We start from the raw sequence: 20,327 nt of genomic DNA on the forward strand, positions 1-20,327 counted from the left end.
ACGGACGGGCCGGCTTGCGATCGTCCAGATCTGGACTATATCTTGATCCAGACTGGAGTGAGGCCATGGTCACCGCCCTTGTCCGGCCAATGCCGGCGCTCGATGCAGGACCGGCACGTCTCGACGCGAACCGTTTCTCGGCCGCGAACCGGCGCCGCCTGAGCGGGCCGGCCCTGCGGACCTTCACGGCCATCGCCGACCTGTGGCGGCTCGATGAGGGGGAGCGCCTGCTGGTCCTCGGCCTGCCGTCGCGCTCGACCTATTACGGCTGGCTCAAGGCCGCGCGGGAGCACCAGGACGTCACGCTCGGCGTCGATGTCCTGACGCGGATCTCGGCCGTGCTCGGCATCCACCAGGCCTTGGGCGTCTTGCACGCCGACGAGCAGGATGGGATCGCCTGGCTGCGGCGGCCGCATCAGGCGCCCTTGTTCGGCGGGCAGCCGCCGCTCGCCCTGGTGACGGGCGGGACGCAGGATGGGCTCATGGCCGTGCGCCGGTTCCTGGATGCCGCCCGCGGCGGCCTCTTCCTGGCGCCAAACGCGGTCGACCGCGACGCTCAGGCCGCCACCGACGCCGACATCGTCCTCGCGTGACCGACGCCCCGGCGCCGCACCCGACCTACCGGCTGATCCCCTCGCGCTTTCCGCCGATCGGCCTGTTCGACACCGTCGCGACCGCCGCCGACCTCGCGGCGGTGATGGATCTCGCCGGCTGGACCAACGACCGCCTGGTGGCGGAGCGGCTGGCCCGGCTGCCCGAAGCGGACTGGGTCTACGGAAGGCCCAATGCCAGCATCGTCATGGCGTCGTTCCTGCACGTGGCGCCCGGCGGCATGCGCTTCAACGGCGGCGATCTCGGCGCCTGGTACGCCGCCGCGTCCTTGCGCACGGCGGTGGCCGAGGTCGGGCACCATCTGCGCCGCGAGGCGGTCGCGACGGGACTGCCCGCAGTGACGCGGACCTACCGCGCCTATACCGCCCGGCTCGAGGGACGCTACCGCGACCTGCGCGGGGCGGTCCCGCCCGATCCGCCGGGGATCCTCGACCCGCAGGATCATGCCGCGTCGCAACGTTTCGGCGAGGCCGTGCGGGCGGCCGGCGGGCACGGCATCCTGTATGACAGCCTGCGGCATGTCGGCGGCGTGAACGCCGTTGCCTACCGGACCCGCAGCATCCTGGATGTCACCCAGGGGGATCACTACGCGGTGACCGTGCAGGCCGCGGCCTCGCGGATCGAGGCGCGCCGCATCGCGCCCTGAGGCGCCGATGGTCGATGGCCCGTCGGTGCCTCGTCCTTCCAGGTCACCCAACGCGATGCAGGGTGCCGGAGGAACACCGGCCATCCCCTCACGAGGTTGCGCTTCACGGAAGAGGCGAGCGCTCGCTGGCGCGAAGCCCTGACAAAACCCTGGCCGCCACCGCCGGGCATGCTAAGCCCCCGCCGGATCGGGAGGAACGGGCGATGAGAGAGGCGGAACCGCGTGCGGCAGCACCCCTGGTCGGCCTCGCCGCGGCGATCCTGGCGGCGACCCTGGACGAGCCGCGGGTGCTCACCGTGCCGGTGGCGGGCCAGCCCGAAGGCCGGGGCGAGGGCCTGCCGGCCGGTCCGCTGGAGCCGGCGCACCCGACCCTGGAGCGGGGCCTGCGCGCCTGGGTCGAGCGCCAGACCGGCCAGAGCCTCGGCTATGTCGAGCAGCTCTACACCTTCGGCGACCGCAACCGCCGGCCGGGGGGCGAGGGAGCAGGAGGCAAGGGGAATGGCGGCCAGCACGCCCTCTCGGTCGCCTACCTGGCCCTGGTGCGGGAGGCGCGGCCCGCGGCCGATTCGGCCTGGCAGAGCTGGTACCGCTACTTCCCCTACGAGGATCGGCGGGCGGGCCGGCCGCCCTCCCTCGACGCACTCACCGCCCGGCTCGAGGCCTGGGCCGAGGCCGCCCCGAACCCCGAGGAGCGGCGACGCCGCGGCGACCGGATCGGCCTGACCTTCGGGGCGGCCGGGAGCGGCTGGAACGAGGAGCGAGTGCTGGAGCGCTACGAACTCCTGTTCGAGGCCGGCCTGGTGCCGGAGGCGGGCGCGCCCGACTCTCTCGCCGGCCAGGCCATGGCCGTCGACCATCGCCGCATGCTCGCCACCGCCCTCGGGCGCCTGCGCGGCAAGATCAAGTACCGGCCCGTCGTCTTCGAGCTGATGCCGCCGGTCTTCACCCTGGGCCAGCTCCAGCGCGTGGTCGAGGCCCTGTCCGGCATCCTCCTGCACAAGCAGAACTTCCGCCGCCTCGTCGCCCAGCAGGGCCTCGTCGAGGAGACCGACGCCGTCACCGCCGAGACCGGCGGACGGCCCGCCCGGCTGATGCGCTTCCGCCGCGAGGTGCTGCTGGAGCGCCCCGCCCCGGGCTTGCGGCTGCCGTCGAGCCGGGCGGGCTGACGCGCCGGCTTACGATCGATCTGCGGCGCCCTGCCGCACTTATGCTCAGATCCAACATATCTGGACAGGCTGGAATCCGGAGATTAGCCTAGCCGGGTAAATGCTCATTTTGAGCATATATCGGGAGGCGAGAATGGACGCGGCATCCCTCGACCGGAGTCAGGTCCTGTCCCAGGCGGAGCTCTACGCGCGGGTGCGCCACCACGTGCCGGCGATCGAGTGGCCGGCCCTCGCCGCGGACGTGGCGGCGATCCAGGCGCTGAAGCGCGAACGCAACGCCGTGGTGCTGGCGCATAACTACCAAGCGCCGGAGATCTTCCACACCGTGGCGGACATCGTCGGCGACAGCTTGGCGCTGGCCCGAGAGGCGGCCCGCACCGATGCCGACGTGATCGTGCTCGCGGGCGTGCACTTCATGGCGGAGACCGCCAAGATCCTGAACCCGGGCAAGACCGTGCTGATCCCCGATCCGGCGGCCGGCTGCTCGCTGGCCGACTCGATCACCGCCGCCGACGTGCGAGATCTGCGCCGCCGCCACCCCGGCGTGCCGGTGGTCACCTACGTCAACACCTCCGCCGCCGTGAAGGCGGAATCGGACCTCTGCTGCACCTCGGGCAACGCCAAGGCCGTGGTCGAATCCCTCGGCGCGAAGCGGGTGCTGATGATCCCGGACGAGTACCTGGCCCAGAACGTCCAGGCCGAGCTGCCGGGGATCGAGATCCTGACCTGGGCCGGCCATTGCGAGGTGCACGAGCGCTTCACGGCAGAGGACATCCGCGAGGCCCGGCAGGCCTATCCGGGCGTGACGGTGCTGGCCCATCCCGAATGCCCGCCCGCCGTGGTGGCGGAGGCCGATTTCTCCGGCTCGACAGCGGCGATGCAGGATTACGTCGAGACGCGCCGGCCGGCGCAGGTGGTGATGATCACCGAATGCGCGATGGCCGACAACCTGGCCTTGCGCAATCCGGACGTGGCCTTCGTCAAGCCGTGCAACCTCTGCCCGCACATGAAGCGGATCAGCCTCGCGAAGATCCGGCGCAGCCTGGAGACCCTGACCCACGAGGTCACGGTGCCGGACGACCTGATCGCCCCGGCCCGGCGCGCGGTCGAGCGCATGCTGGCGGTGCGGCCATGAGACCGGACATGAGCCCGAATCCTGTCATCGTGGTCGGGGCCGGCGTCGCCGGCCTCGCCACGGCCCTGCGCCTCGCGCCGCTCCCCGTCACGCTGCTCAGCGCCGCCCCCATCGGCGAGGAGACCGCGACCGCCTGGGCGCAGGGCGGCATCGCGGCGGCGATCGGGACGGACGACGACCCGGCCCTGCACGCCGCCGACACGCTTAGCGCCGGCGCGGGCCTGAGCGATCCCGAGGTGGCACGGCGCGTCGCCGAGGCCGGCCCCGGCCTGGTGGATTGGCTCTGCGGGCTCGGCCTCGCCTTCGACCGCAAGCCCGACGGCGCCCTGGCGCTGGGCCTGGAGGCGGCCCATGGCCGGCGCCGGATCGTGAAGGCGGGGGGCGACGCCACCGGCGCGGCCGTGTTGCGGACCCTCACCCGGGCGGCTTCGTCCTGCCCGTCGGTGACGGTCGTGGTCGGGCGGGCGACGGCCCTGGTGCAGGACGGCGAGGGCCGGGTGACCGGCCTCGTCGCCCGGACCGACCGGGGCAGCGTCGCCCTGCCGGCACGGGCGGTGGTGCTGGCGACCGGCGGCCTCGGCGGGCTCTACCGCTCGACGACGAACCCGGCCGGCGCGGTCGGCTCCGGCCTCGTCCTGGCGGCGCGGGCGGGGGCGGTGATGCGCGACGTCGAGTTCGTGCAGTTCCACCCGACCGCGATCGCGATTCCGACGGACGGCCCCCTGCCGCTCGCCACCGAGGCCCTGCGCGGTGAGGGCGCGATCCTGATCGACGCGGCCGGCGGCCGGGTGATGGCGGGCATCGCCGGGGCGGAACTCGCGCCCCGCGACGTGGTCGCCCGGGCCATCGCGCTCCGCACGAATCGGGGCGAGGCGGTCTTCCTCGATGCGCGCCGCCTCGACGTGGCGCGCCGCTTCCCGACCGTGACCGCTTTCTGCCGCGCCGCCGGGCTCGATCCGGCGGCAGCGCCGATCCCGGTGCGGCCGGCCGCCCATTACCACATGGGCGGGATCCGGGTGGACGGCTGCGGGCGCAGCTCGCTGCCCGGCCTCTGGGCCTGCGGCGAGGTCGCCGCGACCGGTCTGCACGGGGCGAACCGCCTCGCCAGCAACTCGCTTCTCGAGGCGATGGCCTTCGCGGACTGGATCGCGGCGGACATCCGGAGCATGCAGGCGCGCGCCGCCGGCCCGGGCCACGCCCCGGACGCGACCTCCGCCCCGGAGGCGCTGCCGGAGATCCGCGCCCTGATGGAGGCGGAGGTCGGGCTGGTGCGCCACGCCGCCGGGCTCGCCGATGCGGTCTTGCGCCTCGCCGCGCTCGCGCGGGCCGTCTCGGCGGAGGCCGTCGCGGGCCTCCTCGTGGCCGCCGCCGCCCTCGGACGGTGCGAGAGCCGCGGTGCCCATTGGCGGGCCGACCATCCCGAGCAGCGCCCGCCTCGGGCGACCGAGATCACCCTGGCCCAGGCCTTCGCCGTCGCGGAGACCGCCGGCGCTTCCCTGCCATCCTCCCTCGAGGCAACCCGATGACCGACTTGCCGATCCTCCCGCCCCTGCCCCGCCTGCTGGTCGAGCCGGTCGTGCGGGCCGCTCTCCTCGAAGATCTCGGCCGCGCCGGCGACCTCACCACCGACAGCATCGTCCCGGCCGAGGCCCGCTTCTCGGGCGCCATCGTCTCCCGCCAGGCCGGTACGGTGGCGGGCATGCAGGCCGCAGCGCTCGCCTTCGAACTCCTCGATCCGGCGGTGACGGTGCGGGTCCTGCGTCCGGACGGCAGCGCGATCGCCCCCGGCGAGGCGGTGATCGCCCTCGATGGCCCGGCCCGGGCGATCCTCTCGGCCGAGCGCGTCGCGCTCAACCTGCTCTGCCGCTTGTCGGGCGTCGCCACCGCGACCGCCTCGCTGGTCGGGGCCGCACGGCCGCACGGAAAGGCCCGCATCGTCTGCACCCGCAAGACGACGCCGGGCCTGCGGGCCCTGGAGAAGCACGCGGTCCGCGCCGGCGGCGGGGCGAACCACCGCTTCGGCCTCGACGACGCGGTGCTGATCAAGGACAACCACGTGGCGGTGGCGGGCGGCGTCGCCCCGGCGGTGCGGCGCGCCCGGGCCGGGATCGGTCACCTCGTGAAGGTCGAGGTCGAGGTCGACACCCTGGCGCAGCTCGAGGAGGCCCTGGCGGTCGGCGCCGACGCGGTGCTCCTCGACAACATGACTCCGGAGACCCTGCGCCGGGCGGTGGCAATGATCGACGGGCGGGCGGTGAGCGAGGCCTCGGGCCGCATCACCCGCGAGACGGTCGGCGCCGTCGCGGCCTCGGGCGTCGACCTGATCTCGACCGGCTGGATCACCCACAGCGCCCCGATCGTCGATCTGGGCCTCGACGTGGCGTGACGCCACGGTCGGCGGCCATCGGTGTCAAGCCCCCAGGCACCCGCCGAGCAGGGCCTGAACCTGCGCCAGGTGCGGCGGGTGGAACATCGAATAGTGGTCGCCGCCGACCTCGTGGAGCACGAAGCGGCCGCGGGTGAACCGGCGAAAGCCGGCCATCCCGGCCCGTGGATCGGCCCCGGTCGCCTCGATGCAGGTGATCGGCCCGTTCAGGACGCCCTGGAGGTCATCCCGGCGGGCGAGGCCGTGGTGGTGCTGCGCCAGCCGCTCGATGCGGGCGAGGTCGGCCTCCGGGAGCGCGTCCATGACGGCGAGCACGCGCCCCCAATAGGGCCGGGTGCGCAGGGCGGCGAAGCCGGCCGCCGGGGCGTCGGCCTCGTCGGGGCCCCGGTCCGGCCGCGGCGGCGCGCCGTCGAGGAGGATCAGCGCGACGGCGCGCCCCTCGGATTCGAGCTGCAACCCGGTCGCCAGGGCGAGCACGGCCCCGAACGACCAGCCGACGAGCGTCACCGGCCGCGCATCGAGTTGCGGCCGCAGCATCGCGGCGAAGATCCGGCCGTACTGCGTCAGGCTCCCGGCGAAGGGCGCGTCGCGGTCGAAGCCTGGCGCCTGGAGGCCGAGGCACGCGATGTCGGTACGAAGCGGCTGGAGCAGCTCGCGATAGACCGTCGCGGTGCCGAGGGCCGGGGGCAGGAAGCCCGCGACGGGAGCCCCTGCCGCCCCGCGCCGCAAGGGGATCAGGCCGTCCGACGATGGGCCTCCCGCCGACAGATGGGCCGCCAGCCCCCGGATCGTCGGATGGTCGAACAGGCTGCGCAGGGCGAGCGGCCGGCCGGTGGCGGCCTGCACCTTGGCGGCGATCAGGATCGCCTTCAGGCTGTGGCCGCCGAGGGCGAAGAAGTCATCGTCGAGGCCGATCCCCTCGAGGAACAGCACCTCCTTCCAGATCTCGCGCAGGCGCCGCTCGGTCTCGGTGGCGGGCTCGTCACCGATCGGCGCGGCGATCGCGGGCCGGTGATGGCGCTGGAGCGCCGCGCGGTCGAGCTTGCCGTTGGGCGTGAGCGGAAAGCGCGAGACGGGGAAGAACCGGGCCGGCAGCATCGCGGGCGGGAGGAGCCGGGCCAGCGCGGCGCGCAAGGCGGCGGGGGCCAAGGTGACGTGGGTCGGGGCGGCGCCCTCGGCCGGGACGAGGTAGGCGACGAGCTCCGTTCCGCCGCCCCGGGTCTCGGCGAGGATGGCGGCGTCGCTCACCCCGTCGAGGGTGCGCAGGGCGGCCTCGACCTCCTTCAGCGACACCCGGTGGCCGCGCACCTTGACCTGGTCGTCGGTGCGGCCGAGGAATTCGAGGCTGCCGTCCGCGAGCCAGCGGACCCGGTCGCCGGTGCGGTAGACCCGCAAGTTACCATCCAAGCCCCCCGCGCCCGGAAGCACCGTGAAGCGGGCGGCGTCCGTCGGCGCGGCGTTCACGTAGCCCTGCGCCACCCCCTCGCCGCCGACCAGCAATTCGCCGACGAGCCCGGCGGGCACCGGCCGCAAGGTGGGATCCGTCACGAAGACCCGGGCGCCGGCGATCGGCCGGCCGATCCGCTGCGGTCCCGCGCCAACCTGCGCCAGGTCGTCGAGCGGGCCGGCGGCGCAGCCGATGGTGGTCTCGGTCGGGCCGTAATGGTTGAAGAGCCGTAAATGCGGGCACAGGGCCCGCACCCGCTGGAGCAGGCCGAAATTCTGCGGCTCGCCGCCGAGCAGCAGGAGCCGCAGCGGAACTGCGCCGAGCCGCGCCTCGCCCTCCGGCCCCGCGAGGAGCAGGCCGAGATAGGACGGCGTCGCCTTGAGGACCGTGATCCCGTGCGCCGCCAGGCGATCGAGGACGAGGCCGGGGTCGCGCCGCTCGTCCTCGCCGAGGAGCGAGACGCAGCCCCCGCCGAGGAGGGCGCCGAACAGGCCGGTATAGCCGAGGTCGAAAGCCGGCGAGGTGACCAGCATCGTCCGTAGGCCCTCGCCGGCCTCCGGCAGGGTGTTGAACCAGCGCGCGTAGTTGGCGAGCGCCCGCTGCCCGACCCGCACCCCCTTGGGCAGGCCGGTCGTTCCGGAGGTGTAGATGATGTAGGCGGTCGGATCGGTGCCGGCGCCGGGCAGCGTCCCGGGGGCCGGGTCGGCGTCGCGCTCCGCCTGCGCCAGGGGAACGACCGGGACGGCGAGGTCGGGGAGGTTGCCCGGATCGCGGTTCGTCAGCACGACGCGGGCGCCGCTGTCACGCAGGATGTGGGCGATGCGGGCGACGGGATGGTCGGGCTCGACTGGCACGAAGGGACAGCCGAGGAGGAGGCAGGCCATCATCGCGACGACCATCCGGTCGTCGGCCTCGGCCAGCAGCATCACCGGCTCGCTCGGGCCGATGCCGGCCGCGCGGTGGAGCCAGCCCGCCAGCCGGACGGCCCGGTCGGCGAGCGCCGCGTAGTCGACGATCCGCTCGGCCACCCGCAGGGCGGGGGCATCGGCGCGGGACCGGGCCAGGGCGGGCCAGGTGGCGGCGACCGGCTCGGCCGGCGCCGCGGGGGCGCCGCGCCCCCAGGCGAGGACCCGCGCCGCCTCCTCGGCGTCGAGCAGCGTGAGGGCGTCGAGGGCGGTGTCGGGCGCGTCGGCGGCCTGGGCGGCGAGGGTGAGGAACCAGCGGCCGAGCCGCGCCACCGCCTCGGGATCGACCCGGACCGCGTTGAAGCCGAAGACCATCCGCGTCTCGGCGCCCGGTAGGGCCATCACGCCGAAATCGTAGCTGTTGGTCTGGAACGGCTGCACGTCGTGGATCGTGACGCCCGGCGCCAGAACCTGGGCCTCGCCCTTGAAGCCCTCGTCGAGGGGATAGTTCTCGTAGACGAAGGAGTGGCCGATCAGCCCGGAGCGGGGCGTACTGACTCCCTGGATCTCGGCGAGCGGGCAATGCACCCGGGCGAGCCGCTCGACGCTCTCGCGCTGGGCTGAGCGCAGCAGGTCGGCGAGGCTCTCCTCTCCGGAGAAGCGGACCCGCACCGGCAGCATGCCGATGCACGGCCCGAGGATCGCCTCGCTCCCCGGCAGGTCCGGCATCCGCGTCGAGGCGACGGCGCCGAACACGGCGTCGCGCCGGCCCTCGACCTTGGCGAGCAGCACGCCCCAGAGGGTCTGGAGCATCGTGCTCGCGGTGATCCCGAGGGCGCTCGCCCGGGCGGCGAGGCGTCCCGTGAGGTCGGGGCCGAGGCCGATCTCCAGGGTGCGGGGATCCCGCCCGCCCTCGCCCTCGCCGGCACGGCGGCCGGGCAGGTCGAGGGGCGTGTCGTAGCCCTCCAGGTAGCGGCGCCAATAGGCCAGCGCCTCGGGCGTGCGCCGCCCGTCCGCGGCCTTGACGAAGCGGCCGAACGGGACCGGCGGCGGCAGGCGCGGCGCGTCCCCCGCGGCGAGGGCCCGGTAGGCCCGGCCGAGATCGTCCTGCAGCAGGCCGATGCACCAGCCGTCCATCAGCAGGTGGTGGAACCCGAGCACGACCCGCGTCTCGCCCTCGGCGACCCGGATCAGGCCGAGCCGGAGCAGCATGTCGCGGCGGATATCGAATGGGCGCCGGCTCTGCGCCTCGGCGTAGCGCGCGGCAGCGCGGCGGGCCGCCGCCGGCCCGTCCGCGCGGGCGTCGATCACGTCGGGCGCGAGGCGGCGCTGCTTGAGGACGATCTGCAGCGGCCGCTCGGCGCCGGTCGGCCGGAACACCGTGCGCAGGATGTCGTGCCGGTCGACGAGGTGCTGCCAGGCCTCCGCGAAGGCCGCGAGGTCGAGGGGCCCCCACACCGTGAAGGCCAGCTGCTGGATGTAGGCGCGCGGGCCCTCCCCGCCGGCCTCCCGCTCCAACGCGTCGTGGAACACCAGGCCTTCCTGGAACGGCGTCAGGGGATAGATGTCCTTGACGGTCTCGCGCGCAATCATCGTCTGGGTTCGCTCGCTGGAGCGCCCTGCTCGCCGCAAGGCCGAGAGGACGCGTGAGGGGGGAGAGCCGGCGCCTTAGAACTTCATGGTCACGCCCAGGCCGAGATTATGCTCGCGGAAGTTCTGGCTGCCGTCGGTCGTCTTCTGGCGCTGGAACTTGTAGCCGAACTCCAGAGCGGTCCGCTCCGAGACGAGGTACTGGCCGCCGAGGACGACGGCCCAGCCGCGGTAGGTGATCGGGAGCTGGATCGCGGCCTGGATGAGCCGCTCGAGCCGGACCTCGAGCGAGAGCGCCGGATCGACCTGGTAGGTCACGGCGGTGCCGTAACTGGTGACGGTGATGGCCGGGATCCCCGGCGAGACGAGCTCGGAGGCAGCCCGGCTCCAGTAGCCCCGCCAGGCCCAGTCCTGCGACATCTGCCAGGTCGTCGTGGCCTGCCCGACGAGCCGGCCGACGGTGTTGAAGCGGGGATCGGCGAAGCGCTGGGTGAGGTAGCCGACCTGCCCGGTGGTCCGGAGGCCGTCGAGGACCGGCAGGTCGAGGCCGAGGGCCACCATCGCGCCGCGCGAGTCGCGGTCGTAGCCGTCCGCGAGCTGGTAGGCGATGCGGTTGCCCGCGACCAGCAGGTACGCTGTCGCATCGTCGAAGAAACGCAAACCGACCTTGCCGATCTGGTTGAACTCGGTGCGCTGGTACCGGTTGGCGAAGGCGGGGGCCGCGGCCTCCCCGGTCCCCTCGACCCCCTGCCCCCAGGCCTGGACCTGGCCGACGAACTCGGCGAAGTAGGGCCCGGATTCGTAGGACAGGGCGGTGCGGGAGGTCTGCGTCGTCACGAAGGTCTGCACGTTCCCGGCGCCGAGCGTGCCGAGGGCCGAGAGGGCGTAGGCCTGGCGCTTGACCTGGAAGCTGGTGGTCAGCGTCCAGGGCTCGGCGAGCCGCGCCCGCAGCGACGGGCCGAACAGGTAGCCGTCCTGCCGCAGGGCGTCGGTGAGCAGGTAGCGCCCGAAGCGGCCGCTCGCGACGAGCGAGGCGCCGACATCGCCCTGGTCCAGCGCGACGGTGACGGCCGGCGCCACCACCGCCTTCAGGTCGGCGATGCCGGTCGCGTTCTGGAACAGGTTGCTGCTGGAGATGCCGCTGAGCGAGAGCTGCGGGGCGACGACGAGCGCCCCGTCATAGAAGCGCAGGCCCGTGGCCGGCGTGGGCTTGGGCACGTCGAGCGGTCTGGCCAGGGCGGCCTTCGCGGTCTCCGGATCGACGGTCTGGCTCGGCGCCGTCAGGCTCTGCGCCCGGGCGGTCCCGTCGCAGGCCAGCACCCCGCCGAGGAGGCAGCCGCGCACCGCCCAGCCGCGGCGGCCGCGGGACCGGCGGTGCGTCTCAGCGGTTCGGCGTCCCACCCTTCACCTCACCTTTGGCCTCGCTGTTGCCCGGCCCGCCGAACCAGCCCGTGTAGCTCAAGAGGTCCCGCATCCGGGTCCAGAACGTGCCGCCGCCACCGGTGCCCGCCGGCGAGGACAGGAGCGGGATCCCGCCGGCGGGCACCGGGGCCGGGACCGCCTGCGGGGCGCTCTGCCGGAGCGCGGGCGCATCCGGATCCGTGGACGGGATCGTCCGCAGGCCGAGGGTGAGGTCGTGGGACCAGGCGCCGGTCGGCGCCGGCAGCGGCGCCCCGAGGCTGTAGGGGCTGGGCTGCTGGTTCTTCAGTTCGGGCCGCGAGACGTCGACGCTGCCCTCGTAGGCATTCGCCCCTTCGAGCGGCGGGGCGTCGCCGGCGGCAGGCGTCGGCCCGGAGGAAACCGGCCCCTGCGGGATGCGCGCCTGCGGGCCGGGCGCGGAGGGGCCTTGAGGCGTCGCCGCGTCGCCGGTGTTCAGGATCAGCGGCAAGCCTCCGTTCCCGCCGATCACGACGGTCTTGGCGTTCGGCGAGGTCGCCAGCATCACGGTGGCCTCGATGCCGCGCCACTTCAGGTAGGCCTCCGAGATCCCCGCTTGCACGATCTCCTGGAACTGCTTGATGCCATTGGCCTCGATGACCTTCCGCTCGCTCTCGTACTGCTCGCGCTCGACCCGGAACCGCATCTCCTTGACGAGCTGCTCCTGCTCGATCTTCGACTGGATCGCCCCGGTGATGCGCGGCGGCAGGATGATGTCCCGGACCAGGATGTCGGTCATCTCGATCAGGCGGTCGCGAATCTCCGCCTCCGCGTCGGGCCGCCCCTGCCTGCTCTCCCGGTCGAGTTCGCGCTCGTTGCGCGCGTAGATGAAATTGGGCCGACCCGGATCGACAACGCCCGTGTAGACTTCGCGGGCCATCACCTCCCGGCCGGCATTGTAGAAGTCGGTGGTCTGGAACTTGCCGAACTCCCGCCGAGTCGAGGCGTTGACCTCCGGGATCAGCAGCAGCTTCAGGTAATCAGGGCCGACCAGCTTGTGCAGGTAGCCCAGGTTGTCCCGGTCGACGAACCACCGGAAGGTCAGCGCGATAGTGACGTTGAGGCCGTCACGGGTGAGCGCGACGATGTCGAGGCTGTGGGATTGCAGGCGGGTGTCGTAGAGGTAGACCCTGTCCCAGGGCCAGATCAGCGCGATGCCCTCGGGCAGCACCTTCCTGGTGTCGGTCCCGCCGGAGAACCGGTGCCAGATCACGCCGGCGGAGCCGGCCGGAACCGTCACGACGACGTAGGGCGCCAGGAAGACGGCGCAGATCAGGACGACGAGCAGGCCGAGCAACGCGTCCCGCCGGCGCGGCAGCCGGAACCGCCGGCGGGGCCGCGGCTCCGCCTCCACCCTCTCGATACTCACCAGATCACGCCCTTCTCGCTCCCGCACGGGCTTCTCGAGTCCCGCGCTCCACCCCGATACTCGCACCGGTCAGCGCTTCATCCGCCTTCGCTCCTCCCCGTCGTTCGAGCTCACGATGACCAGCACCAGGAGCCCGACCAGGGGCGTCAGGGCGAGGGACAGGATGAAGTACAGGAGGAAGCCGCCGCGGTAGCCGATGCCGAAACACGCGACCAGGATGCAGAGGACGAGATAGACGACGGCCGACATCGATGAGCCTCGCGCCGCGGGTCGGGACCGGCCGGAGGGCGCGGCCCGCCCCGGCCTCGAACCCGGGTAGAGCGGCGCTCGGCCGCTCCACCCGGGGTTTCGCCGTCATGGAGTCCAGCCCGCACCTCGCCGCGCCGGAGACGCGCAGCGTCCGGTGCACGGGTATCAGGACGCGCCGACCGAGGACGGCGTCCGCGTCCGGATCGGGCTGTCGGCCTTGGCGGGCTCGGACGGCGCGGCCGCGCCGGCATTCGCCTTGTTCTGGGCCCGCTCGAACTCGGTCTTGAAGTAGGTCTTCATCGTCTCCGGCTCGAAATCGAGCAGTGTGCCGCCGGCCTCGAAATGCTGGACGAAGACCCGGGCCAGGGCGATCGTCGCCGCGGCGGACAGGGCCGGCATCACGGCGGCGCCGGCCAGGGTGCCGACAAGCGGGATCGACTTGGCCAGGCTGCCGATGCCGCCGCCGGCGACGACGGCCGGCAGGCCGCCGCCCAGGAGGGCGCCGACCAGGGCCCGCACCCGCTCCTGCGAGAACGGGAGGTCGTAGAGCTTGGCGAGCTCGCCGACCATCTTGTACTGCGCCGTCGCGACGGCCGCCACGTCGATCACCGGCAGCGGGATCAGGCCGAGGCCGGCCGACCACAGCGTGTATTTGCGGATGATCTGATCGACCTGCTCGCGGCGGCTCGTCGGCACCGCCGCGTCGACCGTCTTCGCCAGTTCGCTCGTCGTCTCTGATGCCATGTCGCCCTCTCTCCGAAGCTGCGTCCCGAGCCCCGCCCGACCGTGCTGCGATCGGACAGGGCTCCGGGTCCTTGGTCGTGGCCTTCCGGTCGCGCCGCACATCCCTGCGACGAGCCGGCATCCATGTCGTCGGACAATGCCCTGAGCCTGCAAAGCGCCGGGCGGCTCGCGGCATGCCCGCCGCCGTACTTCGCCGTGCCGTGATCGCACGGCTTCGCGCCGAAGTCTACTTTGTTCTTGAGTTCAATGCAGATTTTTCATCTTGAAACCAAGACATGCACACGCATCAACACTCTGATTGTGCTCATAATTCCTCATTCTCAACGATTTCCTTAGAAAATCGTTGCTGATATTACCTCAAAGATCCTATAAGATCCGAACATTTCCGGCGTCATTCGATCGGACCCGCGGCGCTCAACGCCGCCTCATCCTCGCGAGGCTTACATGAACACTGTCCCCGTCCGTGGATCGTCGCCGGCGCCGGCCGGCACCCGCCGATGGCTGCCGCACGCGAGTGACGCGACCTCTTGCGATCTGCGGTTGATCTGCCTGCCCTATGCGGGCGGAGGCGCCTCCGTCTTCGCGCCTTTGCGCCGGCACGCCCCGGACTGGCTCGACGTGCTGCCGGTGCAGCTGCCCGGCCGCGAGAACCGGATCGCCGAGCCCGCCATCGGGTCGATGCCGCCCCTCGTCGCCGTGCTCGCCGAGGCGCTGGCGCCAGTGCTGGACCGGCCCTACGCCCTCCTCGGCTACTCGGTCGGCGCCCGGGTCGCGTTCTGCCTGACCCAGGTGCTGGCGCGCAGGGGCCTGAGGCTGCCGCAGATCGTGATGGTCGCAGCCCATCGCGCCCCGGACCTGCCCGGCCGCGGCCCGGCGCTCCACACCCTGCCCTCCGAGGCGTTCTGGAGCCGGCTCGCCGACTACCAGGGCACGCCGGCGGCCATCCTCGACAACCCGGAATTCCGCGCCCTGTTCGAGGCGCCCCTGCGGGCGGATTTCGCTCTGGCCGAGACGCCGCTCGAGGCGGGCAACCAGCGGCTGCCCTGCCCGGTCACCGCCTTCGCGGGCCGCCGGGACGCCCTCGTGTCGCCGACGGAGGTCGCCGGCTGGGCCCGCGCGACCTCCGCCGCCTTCGACTGCGTCGAGATCGAGGGCGGCCACTTCTTCCTGCGCGACGCGGCGGAGCCGTTCCGCCAAGCGGTCTACGACCGCCTCGCACCGCTCGCCCGCAGGGCCCGGCACGCCGCCTGATCGGGCCGCCCGCAGGTTTGCCCGGGCGCGCCGCCCCGGGACGGCGCTCAGAACCGCCACCGCAGCCCCCCCAGCACGGTGTTGTCGGTGCCGAGCCGCGAGACGACGCCCTCGTAATCGGCGAAGACCGAGAGCGCGTTCGCGACCTGCAGCTCGGCCCGCGCGCCGACCGGCACCACGAAGGCGTCGCGGTTGAAGCCCCGGACGGAGAGCGGCGTGAAGCCCGGGATCCGGACCTGGGTGTCGGGCGCCGAGAGCACGAGGTCGCGACCGATGCCGGCCCGGATCTCGGCGTCGAGCAGGCCCGACCAGCCGCCATAGGACAAGAGGATGGTGCGGCCGAGGGCGAGGCTCAGCTCGGGCCGGGCCAGCGCGAAGCGGGTGCGGCCGATCGTCGAGGCGTAGGAAGCGGGCAGGCCCTGCTCGGTATAGGGATCCTGCTCGACCCGCAGCAGCGTGACCGCCGCCCGGGGCATCAGCCGGACCTCGCCGGCCTGGAGCGTGGTCACGGCGCTCAGGCGGCCGGCGAAACGGGTGTCGTCGAGCCGCCCGCGGGCGAACCCGGCCATGCCCGCGAAAGCCGTCGGCCTTAAGCTCGCGAGGTCGCCGCGCCCGGCGAGCCCCGAGGCGCTGATCACCGCCGGGCCGACCTCGACCGCGCCGTAGGCGGCGATCTTGTAGGCGTCGGCATCGAGCCTCGACCCGTACCCGCCGGGCGAGGCCTGGGCGGCGGTGCGGCTGAACGCCCCCATCACGCCGGCGAGCAGGTTCGGGGCGATCTCCGCGTCGGCCCCGACCATCACTCCGCCGCCGCTACTGGCGATGGCCGGGACCGGGCCGTCGGCGTCGAGGCGGGAGACGGTGCCGTAGGCCGAGGCCCAGATTGCGGCGCCCATGGCCCGGGATCCCGCCGCCATCGGGCCGCGCTGGGAGAGCCAGGTCCTGAGCGAATCGGCGCCCCCGACCTCCGCCGAGCCCGGAGTGCCGACCCCGCCCGACCCCGGGGGCGGGCCGAAGGCGCTCGCGGTGCGGAAGGCGCCGGCGCGGCGCTCGAACAGGTCGAGGGTGCGCAAGGTGTCGGCGGCGGCGGTGCGCGCCGCCGCATCGGTCTGGAACGGGTTGGCGGTGGCGACCTCGACCGCGACGGGGGTATAGCGGGCCCCGGCCGCGACCCGGCTTCCCGTCGTTACCGCATCGACGCTGCCCTGGACCGCGCCGGCCGTCAGGGCGGTGTAGATCCCGCCGAGTCCCGGGGTCGGCACGACCCGCAGGGTGCCGCCGGCGAGGCTCGCCATGCCGGCGACGGAGAGCCGGTCGCTGCGCCCGTCGGCGGCGGTCTCGATCACCAGCGCGGTGTTCTGGCCGAGAAAGGACCCGACCGTCAGGGTGCCGATGCTGTTGCCCGGCGCCACCGTGCCGCCGCCGCCGACCGTGCCGGAGACGAGGCCGGTGCCGCTCAGGGTCGTGGCGGTTCCGGCCATCCGGATGCTGCCGGCGACGCTGCCGTCGACCCGCACGGCGCTGGCCGCCCCCATCATGGCGATGTCGCCGGTCACGGTCCCGCCCGGCAGGACCTCGACCCGGTTGGAAGAACCGCCGCCGCGGATCGCGACCTGCTCGACGACATTGCCGTGATCGTCGATCCTGCCGTAGGTCGCGACCGTGCCGGCGACGAGGGCCTGGTTGCCGGTGCCCGCCAGGGTGATCGCCGGGCCGTCGGAGCCGTTGACCGTGCCGGTCGGCCGGACGTCGAGGGTGTTGAGGCTGCCCTCGATCCGCACGCCGACGGAGGAACTGCCGAACGTCGCGACGGTGCCGGCGATCTCGGCCCGGTTGCCCTGCCCCGTCATCGCCACGCCGACCGAGCGGGCACCCCAGATCTCGAGCCCGGCCCCCTGCTGCAGCGAGAGGTTCGCCGCGCCCTGGAGCGCCACCGCGGCGATGCCGCTCCCGAAGGTGGCGAGGCTCGGCCGCACGTAGCTCGTCGGCGACAGGGCGCCGGTCGCCGGGTCGATAGAGATGCCGCCGATGGTGCGGTTCGAGGGCTGGAGGACGAGGCTCGAGCCGGCCACGTCGAGCGGCGTGGTCCGGACGTTGTCGCCGGAGCAGAGCCCGCCCGCGGGCGCCGCGCCGAAGCTGCACGAGCCCTGCGTCGTCAGGGCCAGGGTGACGTTGCGGTCGAGAGCCCAGAGGGTGATGACCGAGGAGAAGGCGCCCGAACCGGGGGCGCCGGTCGCGTAGACGTATTGGCCGAAGGCGTCGGTCGCGCCGTAGAGCGGGAACCACGACTGCGCCAAGCCCTGGTAGCCGACGAAGTTGATGGCGTAGGCCGCGTCGAGATCCTGGTTGTAGAACAGGGACGAGGTGTTGCCGCCGATCAGGCCGCTATGGCCGAGCAGCGCGCCGCCGGTGCCGACGCTCGGCATGCCGTAGATGGCGAGGCCGTAATTGGCGGGGATGCCCGCGACTTCGCCGGGCGTCGTGTCTCCGACCCTCTGCGCCTGCGTGGCGGGCGAGAGCAGGCCGAGATTGTTGGTGGCGAGCTGGCGCACCCATCGCAGCTCGTCCGCCGGCGAGGAGAGCATCGCGCCGGCCGACCACGGCACGCGGGGATCGACGTAGGTCATGTCGAACCGGGAGCCGTAGGACACCTTGTACAGGGTGTCGTCGCTGAGCACGGTCTCCATCGTCCGCGGGTGGCTCGCCGTGTAGCCGGTACCGGTCGGGAAGATGGTCTTGCCGAGTCCGATGCCGGCCGCCATGCCGTTGACCAGCGTCTCGATGCTCTGGCACCCGCCCGGAGTGAGGCACGAGGCGCGCTGGGCGATCAGGCCGAGCACCACGAAGTTGGTGTTGGAGTAGTTCATCGGGCCGATCGGGTTCGGCGCCAGCGTCTTGGCGGCGGCCACCAGCTGCTCGGGCGTGTAGGCCGCATTGCCGTAGGGGCCGGTCGGGCTGGTGAAGTTGGCCCATTCCTGCAGCACGGTGATGCCCGGCACCGTGCGCGATTGCCCCTTCAGGTAATCCGGGATGCCGCTCGTCATGCCGAGCAGGTTGCGGACCGTGATCTGGTCGCCGCCCGGGATGGCGAGGTCCCCGACCCACTTGTTGATCGGGTCGTTCAGCCCGACGACGCCCTGGTCGACCTGGCGCAGCACCACGGTGCCGGTGAAGGTCTTGGTGGCGCTGCCGATGCGGAACTGCATGTCGGCGGAGAGCGGCTGGGTGCCTGCGGCATCGGCGAAGCCCGCCGCCCCGGTCCAGGTCTGGCTGCCCCCGGCGAGGCTCACCCCGATCGCGAGGCCCTGGGGCTGGCCCTGCGAGGCCGTGGCGTCCAGGAGGCCCTGCACCACGCCCCCGACCTGCGAGATGTCGGCGGCGGAGGCCGCCCGGGGCGACAACGCCGCGCCGGCGGGCCACAGGGCCGCCGCCATCCCCAGCCGTGCCGCGCGCACGAATGTGCCACGATGAACCCTGACCGCCAGCCGAGCCGACATCCTGTGCCCCCGCACGTTCCCGTCGCGATTGTCGATTGATCGCCCGGCCCCGGCGCCCGTCCGGGAGTCCGGGAGTCTTGGCCCTCGGGAGGCCGATGCTCAGGCGTCCCGCAGAACACTCCACGCATCCCGGCGCAGGCTCCGTCCTCTCCCCGCCCGCGGGGAGAGGAGGAAACCCGCTGCCGCGCCCGTCACCCGCTCTTGTCCCGGACGGCGCCGTGCCCCTACTCCGCCATGGCGGACGCAGTCCTGACCACGTTCAAACCGCCATTCTTCATGTCGACGTGGATATCAGCCAAGTCGAAATAGGCATCGTCATGCGTGATTGCGAGTACCGTTATTCCACGATCTTTAAGGAACGGCAAGACGACGCGGTAGAATTTCTCGCGAAAATGCGGGTCCTGATCGGCAGCCCACTCGTCGAACACGCAGATCGGGCGCTTCTCCAGCAAGGATCCGATCAGAGCCAGGCGCTTGCGCTGGCCGCCGGACAGCTTGGTGACGGTGAAGCGCCCATCCTCCAGCTTCGACTTGTGCTGCATCTCGAGAAGCGCGAACAACTCGTCGGCGAGAGCGGCATCGATCTCCTGGATACCGTAGAGCTCGGCGAAGAGGTGGTTGTCCGAGAAGATGACCGAGAACAGGTTGCGGTAGTCGGCCAAGGCGGCGGCGGTGACGGGAGCACCGTCGACCCGGATGACGCCGCTGCTGGCCGGGTAGAGTCCGATCAGCAGGCGGATGAAGGTGGTCTTGCCCGAGCCGTTGCCGCCGGTGAGGAACAGGGTGACGCCGCGCTCGACCGTGAGGTCGACCGGCCCGACCCGGAAGCCGCTCTCGCCCCCGGCGGCGTGGTGGGAGAAGGTCGCGCGATCGAGAACGATGCGGCGGAATCCTGCGAAGCGCCCGGCCACGGCCGCGGGCCCGGCCCCGACGCTGCCGAGCCGCGCCTCCAGCCGGGTGATGTTCTCCGCCGCCGCATTGGCGTTGGCGAAGATCGGCAGGCTGCCGACCACGTTCGAGACCGGGCCGATCAGGAACAGGCTCGCGGTCGTCGTCATCACCACCACCTCGATATAGGCCTGGCTGACGTTGGGCACCACGAACACCATGATCCCGGTGAGGATGAAGAACGTCACCTGCGAGGTCACGAAGTCGGTCGCGTAGGCGGTCTGGGTGCCGATCCGCATCCGCGTGACCTCGGCCGAGATGCGGGCGATCCGGCGCGCGATGGCGTCGGAGCGGTCCGTGCTCATCTTCACTTCCTTGAAGCCGTCGAGCATGTCGCTCAGGCCCTCGATCAGGGCGTTCTCGCGCTCGAAGGCGGCGCGCAGCTGGCGCTTCACCTCGCCGCTGCGCGAGAGGTGGATCATCGCGCCGAGCAGGGTGAAGCCGGCCGAGAGCAGGAAGGCGGTCTCGGACAGGGCCGCCATGTAGAGGAGCGTGAACCCGACCAGGATCGCCGACTGGACCGCGATGACGATGTTGGGCGCGGCCTGCGACAGGATCTGCGTCTCGCGGGTGAGACAGGCATAGATCTCCGCCCGGCCGACCTCGTCGAGGTCGAGGTACTCGGCCCGGCGGGCGCGCTCGACGAGGCGGGTGCGCATCCGGTCGATCAGGCGCTCGACCTTCTCGCAGACCTCGATCATCAGCGTGCGCTGGGTGACCACGAAGAGCGCGATGGCGAGGCCGAACAGCACGAGGTTGCGGAAGTTGTCCGCCTTGTCCTGGACGTTGGCGGCCGCGACGTTGATGATCGCGAGCACGCCGGCATTGGAGAGGCCCGAGAGTGCCGCCAGCACGAGGAAGCGCAGGCCGCCGACGCCGGCCTCCCGGCGGAAGAGGTCGAGCACCTTCATGCGGCCGGTCCTTCCGGGGGCCGGACCTCGGGGG

14 protein-coding genes are annotated in these 20,327 nt (G+C 72.7%); 7 read left to right on the top strand and 7 right to left on the bottom strand.

The annotated features are described in order from the left end of the window. The first annotated feature begins 65 nt into the window (after nt 1–65). From MFF64_RS13125 to nadC, 6 genes are all read left to right on the top strand, one after another. Nucleotides 66–593 (top strand): MbcA/ParS/Xre antitoxin family protein, encoded by a 528-nt coding sequence (locus tag MFF64_RS13125; RefSeq protein ID WP_207767986.1) that lies wholly within the window; start codon nt 66–68, stop codon nt 591–593. Continuing rightward, nucleotides 590–1,258 (top strand): RES family NAD+ phosphorylase, encoded by a 669-nt coding sequence (locus MFF64_RS13130; protein ID WP_238191115.1) that lies wholly within the window; start codon nt 590–592, stop codon nt 1,256–1,258. The genes MFF64_RS13125 and MFF64_RS13130 overlap by 4 nt, the downstream gene beginning before the upstream one ends. A gap of 203 nt (nt 1,259–1,461) precedes the next feature. Continuing rightward, a complete protein-coding gene (locus tag MFF64_RS13135; RefSeq protein ID WP_099905479.1) occupies nt 1,462–2,424 on the top strand; it encodes an NUDIX hydrolase in 963 nt (320 codons plus the stop codon). A 133-nt stretch (nt 2,425–2,557) separates the two neighbouring features. Next, complete coding sequence (nadA, locus tag MFF64_RS13140; protein ID WP_099905477.1) at nt 2,558–3,559, top strand: quinolinate synthase NadA; 1,002 nt, start codon at nt 2,558–2,560, stop codon at nt 3,557–3,559. Nucleotides 3,560–3,567: 8 nt separating this feature from the next. After that, nucleotides 3,568–5,085: an L-aspartate oxidase gene (locus MFF64_RS13145; RefSeq protein ID WP_099905475.1), complete on the top strand. Its 1,518-nt coding sequence runs from the start codon at nt 3,568–3,570 to the stop codon at nt 5,083–5,085. Beyond that, nucleotides 5,082–5,945, top strand: coding sequence for a carboxylating nicotinate-nucleotide diphosphorylase (gene nadC / locus MFF64_RS13150; RefSeq protein WP_099905473.1), 864 nt, complete (start codon nt 5,082–5,084; stop codon nt 5,943–5,945). Before MFF64_RS13145 ends, nadC begins: the two co-directional genes overlap by 4 nt. Before the next feature lie 24 nt (nt 5,946–5,969). Here the strand turns inward: nadC and MFF64_RS13155 are convergent, their stop codons facing one another. The 5 genes from MFF64_RS13155 to MFF64_RS13175 all read right to left on the bottom strand — a co-directional run bounded on the left by MFF64_RS13155 (nt 5,970) and on the right by MFF64_RS13175 (nt 13,686). Beyond that, entirely contained in the window at nt 5,970–9,890 is a 3,921-nt protein-coding gene (locus tag MFF64_RS13155; RefSeq protein ID WP_238191117.1) for a non-ribosomal peptide synthetase, read from the bottom strand. 75 nt (nt 9,891–9,965) lie between these two features. Beyond that, nucleotides 9,966–11,288 carry an outer membrane beta-barrel protein gene (locus tag MFF64_RS13160; RefSeq protein WP_238191119.1) on the bottom strand — a complete coding sequence of 441 codons (1,323 nt, stop codon included), beginning with the start codon at nt 11,286–11,288 and terminating at the stop codon, nt 9,966–9,968. Then, entirely contained in the window at nt 11,269–12,693 is a 1,425-nt protein-coding gene (locus MFF64_RS13165; RefSeq protein ID WP_238191121.1) for a prohibitin family protein, read from the bottom strand. Before MFF64_RS13165 ends, MFF64_RS13160 begins: the two co-directional genes overlap by 20 nt. 69 nt (nt 12,694–12,762) lie before the next feature. Continuing rightward, on the bottom strand, nt 12,763–12,942 hold the full coding sequence (locus MFF64_RS13170; protein ID WP_238191123.1) for a hypothetical protein: 180 nt from the start codon (nt 12,940–12,942) through the stop codon (nt 12,763–12,765). A gap of 165 nt (nt 12,943–13,107) precedes the next feature. Next, the gene (locus tag MFF64_RS13175; RefSeq protein WP_238191125.1) at nt 13,108–13,686 is read right to left on the bottom strand and encodes a YcjF family protein; all 579 of its coding nucleotides are present in this window, start codon (nt 13,684–13,686) and stop codon (nt 13,108–13,110) included. A gap of 444 nt (nt 13,687–14,130) precedes the next feature. Here MFF64_RS13175 and MFF64_RS13180 point away from each other — a divergent pair, with 444 nt between their 5' ends. Next, on the top strand, nt 14,131–14,937 hold the full coding sequence (locus tag MFF64_RS13180) for a thioesterase II family protein (RefSeq protein WP_238191128.1): 807 nt from the start codon (nt 14,131–14,133) through the stop codon (nt 14,935–14,937). Between the two features lie 47 nt (nt 14,938–14,984). Here MFF64_RS13180 and MFF64_RS13185 read toward each other — a convergent pair whose 3' ends face one another. Both MFF64_RS13185 and MFF64_RS13190 read right to left on the bottom strand, forming a co-directional pair. Then, entirely contained in the window at nt 14,985–18,392 is a 3,408-nt protein-coding gene (locus MFF64_RS13185) for a serine hydrolase (RefSeq protein WP_238191130.1), read from the bottom strand. Nucleotides 18,393–18,658: 266 nt separating this feature from the next. Next, the gene (locus MFF64_RS13190; RefSeq protein WP_238191132.1) at nt 18,659–20,293 is read right to left on the bottom strand and encodes a cyclic peptide export ABC transporter; all 1,635 of its coding nucleotides are present in this window, start codon (nt 20,291–20,293) and stop codon (nt 18,659–18,661) included. Nucleotides 20,294–20,327 lie beyond the last annotated feature (34 nt).

It is taken from the genome of Methylobacterium frigidaeris (assembly GCF_022179185.1).
GTDB lineage: Bacteria > Pseudomonadota > Alphaproteobacteria > Rhizobiales > Beijerinckiaceae > Methylobacterium > Methylobacterium frigidaeris.